Source organism: Niallia sp. FSL R7-0648 (assembly GCF_038007005.1).
Lineage (GTDB): Bacteria > Bacillota > Bacilli > Bacillales > Cytobacillaceae > Niallia > Niallia circulans.
In genome coordinates this window covers 1900873-1918470 of record NZ_JBBOWE010000001.1, presented here as the reverse complement: position 1 = coordinate 1918470, position 17598 = coordinate 1900873, and the positions used below count along the sequence as shown (strand labels likewise).

The following is a 17598-nucleotide window of genomic DNA, read 5'->3' as shown; positions in this document are numbered from 1 at the left end:
AAGAAAAAATAAAGAATATAATTGATGGAATTAGCCATTATAAAATTAGAAACCTTTCTAATTATTGTAAGTCCTGATAACAGATATGATTCATTCATACGAAAGGAAGCGTTCATGTAGATAGCCATTTCCATGAACAATGGTTAAGTAAGAAGTTTTTGTAAGTTTAGGAGGTAGATCGATGAATATTGGGCGTGCGATTGAAATTATGAATGCTGCAGATATTGTGGATGTTAGTTATCAAGGAGAAAAGATTATTATCCAGAATGTAAATGAAAAAACAAAGAAAGCAACTATCTATACAAAAACAAATCCAGAACACGAGTTAGATGTAGATGTATACCAGCTTATTGAAGAAATATGATGATATATTACAATAGAAAGAATATAGTTTCTTTTCAGAAATAACAAAATAATTCTTGCCAATAAGCGAAATATATAGTAAATTAATAGTCAATTACATACGTAATTCTTATCAAGAGAGGTAGAGGGAATGGCCCGACGAAACCTCAGCAACCTTCAGTATCCTATATACTGAAAAGGTGCTAATTCCATCAAGCAAATGCTTGAAAGATAAGAAGAATGACCATTAGTATCCAAAGTCTTCTTCTTATAACGAAGAAGGCTTTTTTCATGTCATTTTTCTTTATCTTTTCTTGGTTTGTTTTAATTACATAAAAAATCCACAATATGAGAATAGGAGAGTTAAAGAATGTATAGTTTAGAAACGAAGTTAGCGCAAATTGGTAATAGAAGTGAAACAACTACTGGGTCAGTTAATCCGCCTGTTTATTTTTCAACAGCTTATCGTCATACAGGAATTGGAGAATCAACTGGCTATGATTATACACGAACAGGAAATCCTACTCGTCAAATTTTAGAAAATGCAATTGCTGAATTAGAAGAAGGAGACCGCGGCTTTGCATGTAGTTCCGGAATGGCAGCAATTCAAACAATTCTTTCCCTTTTCCAAAGCGGAGATGAATGGATTATTTCTAAAGATTTATATGGCGGTACATACCGTCTATTAGAACAAGGGTATAAAAAATGGGGTCTTCGATGTACGTACGTTAATACCTCAGATACTGATGCTGTGCGTGCGGCGATTTCCCCAAAAACAAAAGCAATCTTCCTTGAAACTCCTACGAATCCTTTAATGGAACAGACGGATATTTCTGTGATTGCTTCCATCGCAAAAGAACACAATATTCTGCTTATTGTTGACAATACTTTTTATACTCCTATTATCCAACAGCCGATTCGTTTAGGTGCTGATATCGTTATCCACAGTGCAACAAAATATCTAGGTGGACATAATGACGTTCTTGCTGGTCTTATTGTTGCAAAAGGAGAAGAGCTTTGTAATGAGCTTGCCTTACACCATAATTCAGCTGGAGCTGTTTTAAGTCCCTTTGATTCGTGGCTATTGATGAGAGGAATGAAGACACTGGCGTTAAGAATGGAAAAACACGAAGAGAACGCGAAAATACTCTCTACTTTTCTGCAAGAACATGACGCTGTTGTAGATGTCCTCTATCCTGGTCGTGGCGGAATGATCTCGTTTAGAATCCAAAGCGAATCTTGGGTTAATCCATTTTTGCAAAACTTAACGTTAATCTCATTTGCCGAAAGTCTCGGAGGGGTGGAAAGTTTTATTACATATCCTGCCACTCAAACTCATGCAGATATTCCACTAGAAGTCAGATTAGAAACTGGAGTCGATAATCGACTATTACGTTTTTCAGTTGGTATTGAAAACGCAAATGATTTAATCAAAGATCTAGATAAAGCCTTTTCTATTGCAAAGGGAATTGCACAGGAGGTAACAATATGAGTACATCATATACATTTGAAACAAAATTACTTCATAATAAACATAAATTCGATCCAGTAACAGGAGCTGTCAGCGTGCCAATTCAGCACGCTTCCACCTTTCACCAAAAAGATATTGATGAATTCGGAAAATACGACTATAGCCGAAGCTTAAATCCAACAAGAGAAGCATTAGAAGAAGTTGTGGCAGAATTAGAAGAAGGAACACACGGCTTTGCCTTCTCTTCAGGAATGGCTGCTATTTCAACAGCATTTCTATTATTATCGCAAGGAGATCATGTCGTTATTTCGGAAGATGTTTATGGTGGAACATATCGTATGGTGACGACCGTATTAAATCGATTTGGAATCGATCATACCTTTGTAGATATGACCAATCTAGAAGAAGTTGCAGCAGCTGTATTGCCAAACACAAAAGTGTTTTATGTAGAAACTCCTTCCAATCCTTTATTAAAAGTAACCGATATTGAAGCAATTAGCTTACTTGCCAAAAAATACAATGCACTTACTTTCGTGGATAATACCTTTTTAACACCAGCCTTACAAAAACCATTAACACTAGGTGCAGATGTTGTGCTTCATAGCGCTACTAAGTTCTTATCTGGCCATAGCGATGTAATTGCTGGAGTAGCAGTAGTTAAAGATGCAGAGCTGGCAAAGCAAATTGGTTATTTACAAAATTCGTTTGGCGCAGTTCTCGGCGTACAGGATTGCTGGCTGCTCCTTAGAGGAATAAAGACATTACATGTTCGGATGAAGCATTCAAGTGAAGGTGCAAGAATGATCGCTGAGCATTTGCAAAACCACCCATTAATAAAAAAAGTGCATTATCCAGGTTTTGAAGATCATCCACAATATGCAATCCAAAGAAAACAAGCGCTAAATCCAGGAGCAGTTTTCTCCTTTGAGTTATATTCAGAAGAGGCAATGCGTACTTTTGTAGAGAATGTCAAACTTCCTGTATTCGCCGTTAGTCTTGGTGCGGTTGAATCGATTCTTTCTTATCCAGCAAAAATGTCTCATGCTGCAATGGATCCTTTAGCTAGATCTGAACGTGGAATTACAGATTCCCTTCTACGCTTATCTGTTGGATTAGAGAATCCATTAGATTTAATCAATGATTTTGATACAGCTCTAAAAAAGACCGCAGAGTTACATTATATTTAACTGGAGGATTACAATGAATTTTCTTGATAGACTAAAAAATGAAATTTTAATTGGTGATGGTGCTATGGGCACCCTCCTCTATTCTTATGGAAAAGATACTTGCTTTGAATCTTTAAATCTTTCTCACCATGAACAGATTGAACAGGTACATCAAGCATATATCCATGCCGGCGCAGATATAATTCAAACTAATACATATGCTGCCAACTATTTAAAATTACAAAGATATGGTTTAGAAGATAACGTAAAGGAAATAAATAGCGCAGCCGTGAAAATTGCCAAAAAAGCTGTGGCAAATAAAAATGTAAATATATTAGGAACGATTGGTGGAAATAGAGGCGTGAAGCCCCAAGCTATTAGTTTAGAAGAACTGAAGCGCAGTTTTCGTGAACAGCTTTACTGTTTGTTATTAGAAGATGTCGACGGGATTCTTTTGGAAACATTTTATGATTTGGAAGAACTCGATACAGTACTGCAAATTACTAAAAAAGAAACAGATATTCCAGTCATTGCCCAGCTTTCCATACACGAAATAGGGATTTTACAAAACCAAATATCCCTTGCTTCTGCTTTCGATAGATTAGAAAATTTAGGTGCTGATGTTATTGGCTTGAATTGCAGATTAGGACCACACCATATGATTGCTTCACTTGAACAAATACCATTACCTAAAAATGCCTACTTATCTGCCTATCCCAATGCTAGTTTGCCGAGTTATGTTGACGGAAAATTCGAATATAAAGATAATGCAGAATATTTCCAAAAATCAGCCGGAGAATTTAGAAAGCAAGGCGTTCGTCTTTTAGGCGGCTGCTGTGGAACAACACCTGAACATATCAGAAATTTCGCAAAGGTGTTGAAGGAAGCCTCCCCTATCACAGAAAAAACAGTTGCAACTAATAAAACTGCTGTGGATGCTATATTTCATCATTCCTCTCCCCCTAGGGATTACACCCCTTTGGAGGAGATTGTAAAAACAAGAGCTTCTGTTATTGTAGAATTAGATCCTCCAAGAAAACTAGATACGACTCGATTCTTTGAAGGTGCTAAAAAACTAAAAGAAGAAGGAATTGATGCTTTAACACTTGCGGATAACAGTTTAGCATCTGCCCGTATTTCCAATACAGCAATTGGTACATTAGTAAAGCAAAACATTGGGCTTCGTCCCCTTGTTCATATTGCTTGCCGGGATCGCAATATAATTGGTTTACAGTCTCATTTAATGGGATTACATACATTAGGTATTCATGATGTCCTAGCCATTACAGGAGATCCAGCTCGTGTTGGGGATTTTCCAGGTGCTTCTTCTGTTTATGATATGACTTCCTTTGACTTAATTTCGATGATTAAGCAATTAAATGAAGGTCTCTCCTTCTCTGGAAAAAATCTCGGACAAAAAACGACATTTTCGGTTTCAGCTGCATTTAATCCAAATGTTCGTCAAGTGGAAAAAGCAGTAAAGCGGTTAGAGAAAAAAGTAGCATGCGGTGCTGATTACATTATAACCCAGCCGATTTATTCCGAACAAAAAATAATTGAACTTTATGAAGCAACAAAACACATTGATATTCCTATCTATATCGGTTTAATGCCCTTAACAAGCAGTAACAATGCGGAGTTTTTACACAACGAGGTTCCTGGCATAAAAATAGATGACTCCATACGGCGCACCATGGCACAATTTAAAGACAATCCAGAACAAGCAGCACAGGAAGGTCTCAAAATCACCAAATCTTTAATCGACACTGCAGCTAATTATTTTAACGGTATTTACTTAATAACACCCTTTTTACGTTATGAGCTTTCTGTGGAATTAGCTCGCTATACGAAATTACGAACTGCGGCACTTAGGAGGACAACTGATGCAACAAACTTCATTAGCTGAACAACTTAAACGAAAAATTATCATTATGGATGGTGCAATGGGAACAATGCTTCAGCGAGAGAACTTAACGGCAGCCGATTTTGGTGGAGAAGAATTAGAAGGATGCAATGAAAATCTTAATCTAACAAGACCAGATATTATTACGAAAATTCATGAATCTTACCTCCATGCCGGAGCAGATATTATTGAAACCAATACATTTGGTGCAACTAAAATTGTCCTGGATGAATATCATCTAGGGCATATTGCTTACCAATTAAATGTTAAAGCAGCGAAACTTGCTAGAGAAGCAGCAAACAAATATTCTACAGCTGATTGGCCAAGATTTATTGCAGGTGCAATGGGCCCAACAACGAAAACATTAAGTGTTACTGGCGGCACTACATTTGAAGAACTCATTTCTTCATACGAAGAGCAAGCATTAGGATTAATCGACGGAGGTGTTGATCTCCTCCTTCTGGAAACAAGTCAGGATATGCTGAATGTTAAAGCTGGATTTTTAGGCATTAAACAAGCATTTGCAAAAACAGGAAAAGAACTACCACTAATGATTTCTGGAACGATTGAACCAATGGGGACTACTCTTGCCGGACAGTCGATCGAAGCATTTTACATTTCTATAGAACATATGCGTCCTATTGCCATTGGCCTAAATTGTGCAACAGGTCCTGAGTTTATGCAGGATCATATTCGCTCACTTTCAAGTCTGTCTAAGTTTGCTGTTAGCTGTTATCCAAATGCTGGCTTGCCTGATGAAGAAGGAAACTACCACGAAACAGCCTCCTCTCTTGCCAATAAACTTGGTGGATTCGCAGAAGAGGGCTGGCTTAATATTGTTGGGGGCTGCTGTGGTACTACACCTGAGCATATTCGAGCAATCGCCGAAAAAATGAAAGACATCTCCCCGCGAAATGTTGCAGAAACTAATTTTCACATGGTTTCTGGAATTGAGCCCTTTATTTATGATGATCCTACATTAAGACCAATTATGGTTGGGGAACGAACGAATGTTATTGGTTCGAGGAAATTTAAAAGGCTGATAAAAGAAGGGAAATATGAAGAAGCAGCAGAAATTGCTAGAGCTCAAGTCAAAGGCGGAGCCCATGTTATTGATATTTGCTTAGCAGATCCTGATAGAGATGAATTACAAGACATGGAGCTTTTTATGGAAGAAGTTGTAAAAAAAGTCAAGGTTCCCCTTGTAATTGATTCTACTGATGAACAAGTAATTGAAAAGGCACTCTCCTACTCACAAGGAAAAGCAATCATCAATAGTATTAACCTGGAGGATGGCGAAGAAAGATTTCAAGCTATCGCTCCTCTCATCCATAAGTATGGAGCAGCTGTTGTTGTCGGAACTATTGATGAAGATGGCATGGGAGTTACTGTAGAGAAGAAACTACAAATAGCCAAGCGATCCTATGATCTGTTAACAAAAAAATATAACATTAATGGTCAAGATATAATATTTGATCCCCTTGTCTTTCCTGTAGGAACGGGAGATGAACAGTACATCGGCTCAGCATTAGCGACGGTAGAAGGAATTAAACAAATAAAGCAAGCATGCCCAGACGTCCAAACTATTCTTGGAATAAGCAATGTTTCCTTTGGTCTCCCTCCTGTCGGTCGAGAAATATTAAATAGTGTCTTTCTTTATCACTGTACACAAGCTGGCCTTGACTACGCAATCGTTAATACAGAAAAATTGGAAAGATTTGCGTCCATAAGTAAAGAAGAAATTGAATTGGCTGAAAAACTTTTATTTGAAACAACAGATGAAACGCTGGCTATTTTCACAGACTTCTATCGAGATAAGAAAAAAGTAAAGATCAATTCACTTGAAAATTTAACGTTAGATGAACGGTTAGCTTACTATGTTGTGGAAGGAACAAAAGAAGGATTAATAGCTGATTTAGCTATTGCACTTACTACATATAGTGCCCCACTAGACATTATAAATGGTCCTCTTATGGATGGAATGAAGGAAGTTGGCCGCTTATTTAATGATAATCAGCTAATTGTCGCAGAAGTGCTGCAAAGTGCAGAAGTGATGAAAACGGCCGTTTCTTTTTTAGAAGGATATATGGACAAAAATGTTTCCGCATCTACTAAAGGCAAAGTTATTTTAGCAACTGTTAAAGGAGATGTTCATGATATCGGCAAAAATCTCGTTGATATCATTCTCTCTAATAACGGCTATGAAGTCATCGATCTCGGCATCAAAGTTCCCCCAGCAGATTTAGTTGCTGCTATTAAAAAGGAACAACCAAATATTGTTGGCTTGTCTGGTTTACTTGTAAAATCGGCACAACAGATGGTACTGACAGCTGCAGATATGAAACAAGCTGGCATAGAAGTTCCTATCTTAGTAGGGGGAGCAGCATTATCAAGAAAATTTACCGACACAAAAATTTCGCGTGAATATGATGGATTAGTATTATATGCAAAAGATGCAATGAATGGCCTATCTCTTGCAAATCAGCTGACTAATAAAGACGAATTCGATTTGCTTAAACAGGAACACGAAAAGAAAAAACAATTACTTTCAGCTAGTCCAGTAAAAGAATACACAAAACCTGTTATCACAGGAATTAAAAGAAAAACTGTTAACCTAGATGCTCCCGTCTTTGTGCCGCAAGATACCAAAAGACATTTATTAACGAATTATACGACCGGTCATATTAAACCATATATTAATAAACAAATGCTCCTAGGTCACCATTTAGGAGTTAAAGGAAAAATTGATGTTTTACTAGAAAATAAAGATGATAAAGCCGTCCAATTAAATAATATGATTGAACAATTGTTAATAGAAGCTGAACAAAATAATTGGATTCTGCCAAAAGCGGTTTATCGCTTTTTCCCTGCTCAATCAGATGGCAACAAGATCTATATCTATGATCCAAAAGACAATACGAAAAAAATCGAAACCTTTGATTTTCCAAGACAAGAAAGAGAACCATTTTTATGCCTAGCGGACTATCTAAAACCAGTCGATAGTGGAGTGATGGACTATGTTGCATTTTTTGCTGTGACAGCTGGTACTGGTATACGGGAAGCAGCAGAACAGCTTAAACGAAATGGAAGATTTCTTGAATCCCATGCCCTTCAATCCCTTGCGCTAGAAACAGCTGAGGGGTTAGCAGAATTAATTCATCGACAGATTAGAGATAGATGGGGATTTCCTGACCCGGCAACTTTTACAATGAAGGATCGCTTTACAGCAAAATATCAAGGACAAAGATTTTCATTTGGATATCCAGCTTGCCCGGAATTGGAAGATCAGAAAAAATTGTTCAGCTTATTATCACCAGAAGATATTGGAATTACCTTGTCCGAAGAATGTATGATGGAGCCTGAGGCATCTGTTTCAGCAATGGTATTTGCCCATCCGGATGCACGTTACTTTAACGTCTTATCTAGCAATTCCTTATAATATTATTGTCTAGTGAAGTATTTGCTAGCTACAAAAAAATCCAATCCTGCTGTCAGCAAAGCTGGATTGGATTTTTACTTCGTCTATCTCTTTCACACTGTAAAATACATATAATAATTATCCATTTTTACCCTTTCACATCTATATATATTCTTAATATTATGATAAACTTACAATTAACTATTTTCAGAAAGCAGAAAGAAGGTCATACAATGATTCGAGAACTTACAGAACAAGATCATGCTGAGGTGATGAAATTTTTACTTCAAGACCCTTCGATGAATCTTTTTATTATTGGCGATATTGAAGCGTTTGGGTATCATTCAGAATTTCAAAGACTTTGGGGAGAATTCCATAGCGGAGAGATAAAAGCAGTGCTTCTCAAATATTATAAAAGCTATATATTTTACTCTGTCGATAAAGATCATTTTGACGTCCAAGCTTTTGCGGCTCTAATGGAAACCAATTCAAATCCAGTAACACTATCAGGAAGAGCGGATTTAGTAGAAAAATTTGAAAACCATCCTTCTTTAAAATTAGGAAGGAAAAGAGTAACTTATTTTGCTCAATGCGGCAAAAAACGAAAAATTGAAAAAACGAAAATGATCAAACAGGCTAGTCTTAATGATATTGATCGCATTGTCGCATTGCGCAATTCTATTGATGAATTTATTACAACAGATGATTCAAGAGATATGCTCAAGAAAGCGATCGAGACTAAAACCGGGCGGACATATTTTCTTGAAAACGATAAAGGAGAAATTATATCAACTGTCTCCACTACAGCAGAAAATTCCCATTCAGCAATGATTGTCGGCGTCTGTACACATAAAGACTACAGAAATAAAGGATTGGCAAGCAAGCTAATGACGGCCCTAGTTAATGATGTATTAGATGAAAAACAGTTTGTCTGCTTATTTTACGATAATCCTGATGCTGGTAAAATTTATAAAAAAATTGGCTTTGAAGATATTGGATTATGGACTATGTATCGCTAAACACTCCCTATATTTTGCACCTAATGGCTCGTATAAAACAATCTAGAAAACAAACCATTTCTAAATATTAAACAAAATAAAGCCAACAATTATACAGAGATGCATATAATTGTTGGCTTTTTTATTCCTATTATAAATGAATGTTTGCGGCTATCCTCTTCAGATAACCGCATTTTTCAAAGGACAATAAACTGCGTTTATTTATCAATCATCCTTCCAAATCGATTTAACTTATTTAAGCAATAATTCTAAATCGGTAAAAAGAGAAATCATTTTCTGCAGCTGTCTCCATTCCTTCGATTGCATATTCACTAAATCAACCGTATAAGTCGTGGTCACAGTAACCAATCGAGCAGTACATTTAACCGTTTCAATTCCTAGCAGCTCTTCTTCCCAATCCCACATTTTTAAGCGATATAATTCCATCCTTAAAGCATCAAACTCTTCCGGCTCAATTTTATTAAAAACCGGTGGGATCACAATCGGAAACTGACTCCATTCTTGAATTAAGTAGTTGCGAAGATCGAAATCAATATGAATACTGAAAGAATGTTCTTGATTTACTTTATATTCAACAATTAATTTTGTAATTTCTTTTGCTGGATGAATCGATACTATATCATCATAAACCTCAAACAAGTCTTTTTTTCGAGAAAGTACAGACTTTATGGAGGACATAGAAATAGGTGTATCTTCCTCTCCTAAATAACTATTTAATTCATTAAAAATAGCGGAAAGGGTTGTCGGGCCTTTTTGTTGCAAAACTTCAATTATTTTTTCGTACAATGTGCTCATCTGTATTTCCTCCACTATTTAAATCTACCTATTAATGACTGCTTGTCCCATTATCTTATCGCAAATTACAAAAATTTTCCATAGCCAGTGTATATGAAAACTAATTCCACTATTTTCTTGCAAAAAAGACAAGTTACGATAATTGTTCTTGTTGACTGCCGGTTAATCGGTTCATCTCCTCAAAAATAAAATAACTCATTTTCTTGTAGCCTTCAGCATTTAAATGAATTCCATCATCACTAATGAAATCAGCAATATTCCCAGCCTTTTTAAGAGCTGAGCGAACATCTATACTTGGAAGATTTAATTGCTCGATTAATTTGTTTAAATGAAAATTATATAAACCATGCCAATGCTCTATCCCGCCACAGCAGCTAATCCAATGACTAATTGCTGTACCATATCTATCTGCAATTGATTTATAATATCTGACTGGATCCAGTGGTGGCAAAGTTAACAATATTGGCGTGATATTAGATTGCTTCATTTTTGTGACCATTTGAGCAATGTTTTCGATATATTGATTAATCGGAACAATCGGCTCATGATTACTATCAGGATCCTCGGCTACTTCTTGCCATTGAAAATTGCAATCATTCCCGCCTACGTTTAATAAAACATAATTCGGCTCCTCAGAAAGCACATCCTTTTCCAATCGCTTTAGTAATAAATCAGAATTATCATTAAATACACCCTTATTTAAGACAATTGTATCTTCTGAATTATTTAAGGCAAATAATTTTCCAAGTAAAGCGGGATAATTGTCTTTAATTATTCTTATCCTACCTTTTACAAATGAGACACCTCTTGTTAAGCTATCTCCAAAACAGATAATTTTCATTTAACATCCCTACTTTTTTCATTCTAATACTATAACTTATTATAACAGAAAAAAGGTTGTGCGAGAAAACTTCTGGTTTTTCCAAAAATAGGGTATGAATTGTATTTTTGTCCTAAAATAAGCAAATAAAAGGCTGTCTCCAATAATTATTGGAGACAGCCTAAAATCACAGTTGTATTAAGATTTTTGTCTATTTAAAACGATATCTTCTTCCTTCTTTTCTTCAGGAGCTGCTTGATTAGATGTTCGTAAAGGAATTTCTTTTAAGAAGAAAACTAATAAAAACGCAACAACTAGGACGATGGTTCCAGTTAAGAATACCGTTGATAATGTATCTCCTAATGCATCTCTGATTCCTTGAATCATTTGCGCAAATATTGGTTGTACATCTGCAGGTAAATTTGCTTCTGTCTGTTCGAGTAATGGTTTATTCATCAATGCTTGTGGATTGGCGAAACCAACCATTTGCTCTGTTACTTTCGGATCTAACGTTGCTAAATCTTTTACTACTGGCGAGTTTTGCATCGTATCTTGCAAGTTTGTCTTAAGATTATTTGCCATAACTGTACCCATGACCGCAATACCAATTGTACCACCTAGATTACGGAATAATTGAGTGGAAGCAGTTACTACCCCCAATTCTTTATGGGAAACGGCATTTTGAGTAGCAATTGAAAATACCGGCATACCAATACCTAGTCCCAAACCAAATACAATTATACTTAAAATCGCCATTGGTACACTATTCATAAAAATCATAATGGCCATACCAGCGATCATTGTTGGAACCCCGATTAAGGCAAAACGTTTGTATTTCCCTGTTTTTGAAATTAACTGACCTATAATGGTACTTGAGATAACCATAACAATAGACATTGGCATTGTTACATAACCAGCATAAGTAGGAGATATCCCTAATACACCTTGAACGAAGAAAGATAGATAAATCATGGCACCCATCATTCCAAAGTTCATAATAAAACCAATTATATTAGAAACAGTAACAATATTATTTTTGAATAGATGTAATGGTAAAATTGGATTTTTTGCTTTCTTTTCCACCAATACAAACACAATAGCAAAAACAATACTTGCTGCAATCAATCCGAGAATTTGTACGGATCCCCATGCATACTCTGTTCCTGCCCATGAAAAGGCCAATAATAATGGAACAATTGCGACAGTCATAAATAAGGATCCAATGTAATCAATACTTTGTTTTCCGTTTCCTTCTACTTTAGGGAATAGTGCCATAATCATACCAAATGCAATAATTCCAATTGGTAGGAAAATCCAGAATAACCAGTGCCAATCTAAATGATCAACTAAGTATCCTCCTAATAGAGGGCCAAGTACACTGGAGAAACCAAATACAGCCGTTAATAATCCCATCCATTTTCCACGTTCACGAGGCGGGAATAAGTCACCAACTGCTGTAAAAGCGGAAGATTGAATAATACCAGCACCTATCCCTTGGATACCGCGGTATGCAATAAATTGAAATACGTCATTGGAAGTACCTGTTAAGAAAGCACCAACCATAAATAATAATATCCCAATTAATAAGAACGGCTTACGTCCATACATATCGGATAGCTTTCCAACAAGCACTGTGGCAATTGTGGATGTGAGCATATAAATATTAATGGTCCATGTATAATAGTCCATCCCATCAAGGATCGAAATGATTTTCGGCATTGCAGTACTAACGATTGTTTGGTTAATCGCTGCAAAAAACATCGCTGCCATGATTGCAATCATAATCGACAGCTTTTTCTTTTGTGTTAAATGTTCCATTGCATTCTCTCTTTTCTTTATAAAATATTAGAAATTCTCGTTTAATAATTTAAAGATACGTTTTAAATGTTGAATATCTTCCTCTGTTAGCTTGTGAAAGTGTTCCTTCATTTTATTCTGCTGCTCTTTTTTCATATTATTAACGATAGTTCTTCCTTTATCGGTAATGGTAATATTGACTACCCTTCGATCTGTCTTTGATCGATCTTTTGTAATATAGTCATCCGCCAATAGCTGATCAGTTATAGTTGTTACAGCAGCGTTAGTAATGTGTACGCTTTTGGCGAGATCTGAAACATTAAGGGATCCTACCTTATCTAAATGAAAAAGCAGTTTATATTGAGTAATATTTAAATCACTACTATTTTTATTAAAGTCACTAGTTATATTTTTAATAAAATTGCCAAACATCGCAGCGACTTCAAAAAGCTCTTCGCCATTATGCACCTATCCCCCATCCTTTCTTAAATTACTTTACAAATAAATGTTTAACTTCTTAATTATTAACCATTTAATAATATATAACTTAATTAATTACATGTCAAATATTATTTTTTGTTTTACGTTTTTTTACCCCGTTTTAATGCTAAAAGATTTTTTCCCCCTTTATGCTGCTTCTTTCTAAATAAGAAGCTTTTTAAATAAAAGAAATTACAATCTATATGGTAATCGGAAAATAATGTGGAAAGAGGGTTAAAATATACACTTTTCCATAGCATTAGCCAAGATGGAAAAGTCAGCACCATAGATTTCTTTATAGATCCATTCGTAAACAGTTTTTAACCCTCCTGGAAGTGATTCGTTATATTTTTCCGAAAGCAGCTACAACGTTTTTGATTTCTTTTTAACTTTACGTTAACCTAAGTAAATACACTCTTTCTCTAAAGGCTTCAAAAGTGTAATCTCAAACAACGTCTAAATAAAATGATTCAGGGACTTTATAAAGCATTTTGTAATTAGCAACTGTACGGATATTTTTGGCAATGAGGAGAGGATAGAAAAGTAGTCTCTACTAAGAATCTATAATCAGGTTTACTCTCCTTCCAATCAAGAATCTTAAAGTATAGTAGATTGAGCATATTGGTCATTATTTCTTTTCCTTTAACGTATTGGTTATTTTTCAAATAGAATCATTTATGAATTGCTTAAACAAGAAAAGTGGCTGGGAGGCTTGGCACACGCCCCATGGAAAGCGAAGTGTATTCACGCTGCGGATGATTACCACAAACCTTCTTTCTAAAATTAATAAAACCACGAACAATTATACGAATATTTTTTAGTGTGTACGTATAATTGTTCGTGGAATATTTGATTGAAATACTTATGTCCCACCCTTCATAGATAAAAACGATATCAGGAAAACAGTTCACAATTGTTTAGTATTTCCTCTGCACTAAGTAAGGTTGCTTCTCTTATCCCCACATTATTAGCTTTCATGAAGGACTGTACTGCTTGGTATCCAACTGCATATCCCGCAAACGGTGATAGCCCAACAGGTTGATATCCCTGTTCTATTGCAATGGTGTCACCAAACATATAACTGCTAACCTCAGCAAAGCATTTAACATTTACTGCATCTTTTATTATGCCGATTGAGTATTCTAAATCTTCTTTATGAAAAGAAGTAACCCAAGGACCTAAATTGCTTTCTCCGTATAACTCTTTTGCAAATGACTCTGCTAAACCTTCTATAATTAGGTAATCTCCAACTGTAACATTACCATGATCCCAATCAAAATAAGAAAAACGGAGATTATGATGAAATTCATGTGCAATGACAGCAGGGATTTTAGGTATATTATAGGAGTTAGGGAAAATTGCCACTTGAATAAACCCTGGAATTCCCCCAAAGCCACAATAACCTTTTTGTAATTCTAGCTTTTTAGGATCAGCAATATGCATTCCAAATTTCAATTCATCATTATTTATTTTTAAGTTCTTCTCTTGTATAAAATCAGTACAGTGATTCAAGGTATCATATGCCGTTTGAAGTGCATGAATCTTCTTTAGATTCTCTAACGCTATCTTTCCGATTTCGGTTTTCGTAACATCAAGATATCCAAGCATTTTTGCAGCCATTATTACGTCATATCCATTAGATTGATTAGCTTTTAAAGGAACATTAATCGTATTCCACATTTTTTCAAAAGGTTTCATCATGGAATACCGAAAGTAGTTTTCTTTTTCATCCTCCATAGAGAACAACTTTTCATATTGCTCGGTTGTATTTTCGATTACTATTTTCATTGTTACCACCTTTTTTATTATCTGAATAGACTCTTATCGCTTCAGTCGTAAATTTTGCTAATCCATTACCATATTGATTAATGTTTTGATAAATCGTTTTAATATGGATTGGACCTATCCATAAAGGGAGCAGGATAGTATTTGGCAAGTTTTTCATTAAAAATGCCATACCATTCATTAATTTTACTTATACTTTTTTAGATTCGGGAGATAGATCACAAAGGCTGCAAGTTTATGGAAAATTATATCCCGCTTTTCAGCTACTCCTTTTACTCTCCTATCCATCTTTTTGTACCTCCTCCAACTGCTACTGTAAAGAATTACGCAACGTAAGTGTCAATAGTTAGAGGATATTTTGTTATGAGATTTTTATAGGAATGGGGAAATTGATTAACTTAAGACAAATTTTGAATGAGGAGTTTTTAATATGGAATTCTAGACTATTATCCGATTATTGGTAGGTGTTTTCTTATTAGCAGGGAATTTCTCCACCATAAGCCGTATATAAAAAATGTCTCACTCGATCTTAAGAGGAGTAATCTATTCACTCCTCAAAGATCAAATAAGACATTCGCTATTTTTATATGTTTTGAAAGGGATTTTTCCATTCCATTAATACTGCATAATTTAAAGAATCTTCATCGTCCAAGTAGTTAGACAATATCGTTACTGGCGTTCTTCCGCATCGCAGTAAAAACGTTAGAACAGGGTCTTGCAATTTGCCTGCCATCACATAGTCTAAATATTTTGCGGGAGATAGTTTGTCGGCCACTTTTCTGTAACCTGGCATTCTTCCACCGCCCAGTAATCGATCTATGCCTAAGTGTATAACTAAATAATAGGCACTTTGTATTAGCACTTTACCTAAACCGAGCTTACGATATTTTGGCCGGATACTAATATCGACTACATATAATGCATTTCCATTCTCATCATGTGTGGTAATATAGCCATTATCGGTTATTTTCCCCCAAGTGTGCTGGGAATGTTCAGGATCATAAATTGTACGGAGACTTGTTAATGATCCAGCAAGTTCTCCCTCCACTTCCACACAGATTGCCCCTTGTGGGAAATAAGCAAGATGACTTGCTAATTGTTCATCGTTCCACCAGAGATCTTCTGGAAACGGGGCAGGAAAACATTCTGCTTGAATAGCAATTAGTTCGTTAAAATCTCTTTCTTGATAATTTCGGACCGTACATCGAATCGGTTTTTCCTCATCATAAAGAAAAAACTCACTAAAGATCATGCAGTAATCATCCTTCCACAGTCGAATTCCAGTCTGGATAAAGATCTGTTCTTCTATCTCTCCATGTTGTGACAGAACCTTTTTCTCTTACTTCATATAATAAGGAAAGATCTAAATCTGCTGTTACAATCATATCATTATTTAATTCCCCTTCAACGAGAATTCCTTGTGGGGGGAATGGGATATCATTAGGAGTAATGACTGCTGCCTGCCCAAAGTTGGCTCGCATAAAGTCCACATTCGTTAAGCTTCCAACTGTTCCTGTTACAACTACATATACTTGATTTTCAATGGCCCTTGCATGACAAGTATAGCGAACGCGATGAAAACCATGACGATCATCTGTACAAGATGGACAAAAAATCACATCTGCTCCTGCTGCTTTTGCCATACGGACAATTTCTGGAAATTCAATATCATAACAAGTTAGAATGGCAATTTTTCCTTTATCTGTATCAAAAATACGGAAGGAGTCCCCTTTTTCCATATTCCATTCATATTCTTCTGTAGGTGTGATATGAAGTTTTGCTTGTTCTTCTATTCTTCCATCTGGATAAAACAAATGAGCTACATTAAATAATTTATCTTCTCTGCGAATAACATGAGTTCCACCGATAATATGCATTCCCGTTTCCACAGCAAATGATCTGAATAATTCCTGATATTGCTCCGTAAATCCAGGGAGCTCATTGATTGTTAAGGCGTTATTTTCATCTCCCATAGATAACAGCTGTGTTGTAAAAAATTCAGGAAATAAAACAAATTCTGCACCAAATTCAAGCGCTGTTCGAACATAATGCTCACATTGTTTAGCAAATTCTTCAAATGACTTAATGTTTTCTAATTTGTATTGTACGGCAGAAACTCTTATTTTCATCTTCCATCTCCCTTTATATGTTTATTTTATATCTTATATAGATAAAACACTTTTTACATAAATGTGTTTAATGTTCATAAAAATGATTATTCAAGATTTGATTATGCGTTATTCTTCTATATTTTTCAATCGTTTTGCACTATTTTTTTATTGGAATTTACTATTTATATTTATGTTCTTAAAAATATAGATGTTCATATTATTTTATGATAGTCCATTGTTTTGATTTTCGGAAAAAAAGGAATTGAAATAGAAGTTATAAACCTGCTGAAGGAGGGATTTTTATTGAGTATTTTCATTTATGCTTTTCTTGGTTTAATTTTGATAGAGGAATTGGCAGTGATTGGATTAAAAAGATACATAAATGGTTCATTTAAAATAGAAAATCATTTTCTACGCCATTATCGGACAAATAAAATAAAAGTTGATAGGGAAAAAGTTAGCTAAACATCTGTTTATGGCGGCTGGACATT

The 17598-nt window shown here is 35.4% G+C and carries 15 protein-coding genes and 1 riboswitch; of the genes, 7 read left to right on the top strand and 8 right to left on the bottom strand.

Going from position 1 to position 17598, the window contains the following annotated elements; translation table 11 throughout:
- The first annotated feature begins 181 nt into the window (after positions 1-181).
- The 6 genes from NSQ89_RS09180 (at position 182) to NSQ89_RS09155 (ending at position 9319) form a co-directional block, all read left to right on the top strand.
- Positions 182-364, top strand: a complete 183-nt coding sequence (locus NSQ89_RS09180; protein WP_061798884.1) for an H-type small acid-soluble spore protein — start codon at positions 182-184, stop codon at positions 362-364.
- 105 nt (positions 365-469) lie between these two features.
- Positions 470-580: riboswitch (SAM riboswitch) on the top strand.
- A gap of 132 nt (positions 581-712) precedes the next feature.
- On the top strand, positions 713-1834 hold the full coding sequence (locus tag NSQ89_RS09175) for a methionine biosynthesis PLP-dependent protein (RefSeq protein ID WP_061798886.1): 1122 nt from the start codon (positions 713-715) through the stop codon (positions 1832-1834).
- A complete protein-coding gene (gene metC, locus NSQ89_RS09170) occupies positions 1831-3000 on the top strand; it encodes a cystathionine beta-lyase (RefSeq protein ID WP_341132520.1) in 1170 nt (389 codons plus the stop codon). Before NSQ89_RS09175 ends, metC begins: the two co-directional genes overlap by 4 nt.
- Positions 3001-3013: 13 nt before the next feature.
- Positions 3014-4885 carry a bifunctional homocysteine S-methyltransferase/methylenetetrahydrofolate reductase gene (locus tag NSQ89_RS09165; RefSeq protein WP_341132519.1) on the top strand — a complete coding sequence of 624 codons (1872 nt, stop codon included), beginning with the start codon at positions 3014-3016 and terminating at the stop codon, positions 4883-4885.
- Positions 4863-8321 carry a methionine synthase gene (gene metH / locus NSQ89_RS09160; protein WP_341132518.1) on the top strand — a complete coding sequence of 1153 codons (3459 nt, stop codon included), beginning with the start codon at positions 4863-4865 and terminating at the stop codon, positions 8319-8321. Before NSQ89_RS09165 ends, metH begins: the two co-directional genes overlap by 23 nt.
- Before the next feature lie 212 nt (positions 8322-8533).
- Positions 8534-9319, top strand: coding sequence for a GNAT family N-acetyltransferase (locus tag NSQ89_RS09155; protein WP_047943529.1), 786 nt, complete (start codon positions 8534-8536; stop codon positions 9317-9319).
- A gap of 231 nt (positions 9320-9550) precedes the next feature.
- Here the strand turns inward: NSQ89_RS09155 and NSQ89_RS09150 are convergent, their stop codons facing one another.
- From NSQ89_RS09150 to NSQ89_RS09115, 8 genes are all read right to left on the bottom strand, one after another.
- On the bottom strand, positions 9551-10114 hold the full coding sequence (locus tag NSQ89_RS09150) for a hypothetical protein (protein WP_047943528.1): 564 nt from the start codon (positions 10112-10114) through the stop codon (positions 9551-9553).
- A gap of 133 nt (positions 10115-10247) precedes the next feature.
- Positions 10248-10955: an SGNH/GDSL hydrolase family protein gene (locus NSQ89_RS09145; RefSeq protein WP_047943527.1), complete on the bottom strand. Its 708-nt coding sequence runs from the start codon at positions 10953-10955 to the stop codon at positions 10248-10250.
- A gap of 177 nt (positions 10956-11132) precedes the next feature.
- Positions 11133-12752, bottom strand: a complete 1620-nt coding sequence (locus tag NSQ89_RS09140) for an MDR family MFS transporter (RefSeq protein ID WP_341132517.1) — start codon at positions 12750-12752, stop codon at positions 11133-11135.
- A 27-nt stretch (positions 12753-12779) separates the two neighbouring features.
- Complete coding sequence (locus NSQ89_RS09135) at positions 12780-13199, bottom strand: MarR family winged helix-turn-helix transcriptional regulator (RefSeq protein ID WP_053215745.1); 420 nt, start codon at positions 13197-13199, stop codon at positions 12780-12782.
- A 906-nt stretch (positions 13200-14105) separates the two neighbouring features.
- On the bottom strand, positions 14106-14999 hold the full coding sequence (locus NSQ89_RS09130) for a DUF2268 domain-containing protein (RefSeq protein ID WP_341132516.1): 894 nt from the start codon (positions 14997-14999) through the stop codon (positions 14106-14108).
- A complete protein-coding gene (locus tag NSQ89_RS09125) occupies positions 14962-15177 on the bottom strand; it encodes a hypothetical protein (RefSeq protein WP_095321496.1) in 216 nt (71 codons plus the stop codon). The genes NSQ89_RS09130 and NSQ89_RS09125 overlap by 38 nt, the downstream gene beginning before the upstream one ends.
- A 402-nt stretch (positions 15178-15579) precedes the next feature.
- Positions 15580-16248, bottom strand: a complete 669-nt coding sequence (locus NSQ89_RS09120) for a GNAT family N-acetyltransferase (RefSeq protein ID WP_341132515.1) — start codon at positions 16246-16248, stop codon at positions 15580-15582.
- A gap of 7 nt (positions 16249-16255) precedes the next feature.
- Positions 16256-17125, bottom strand: coding sequence for a carbon-nitrogen hydrolase family protein (locus NSQ89_RS09115; RefSeq protein WP_047943523.1), 870 nt, complete (start codon positions 17123-17125; stop codon positions 16256-16258).
- Positions 17126-17410: 285 nt separating this feature from the next.
- On the opposite strand from NSQ89_RS09115, the gene NSQ89_RS09110 reads away from it, so the two are divergent.
- Complete coding sequence (locus NSQ89_RS09110; protein ID WP_156485421.1) at positions 17411-17572, top strand: hypothetical protein; 162 nt, start codon at positions 17411-17413, stop codon at positions 17570-17572.
- The last annotated feature ends 26 nt before the right edge of the window (positions 17573-17598 follow it).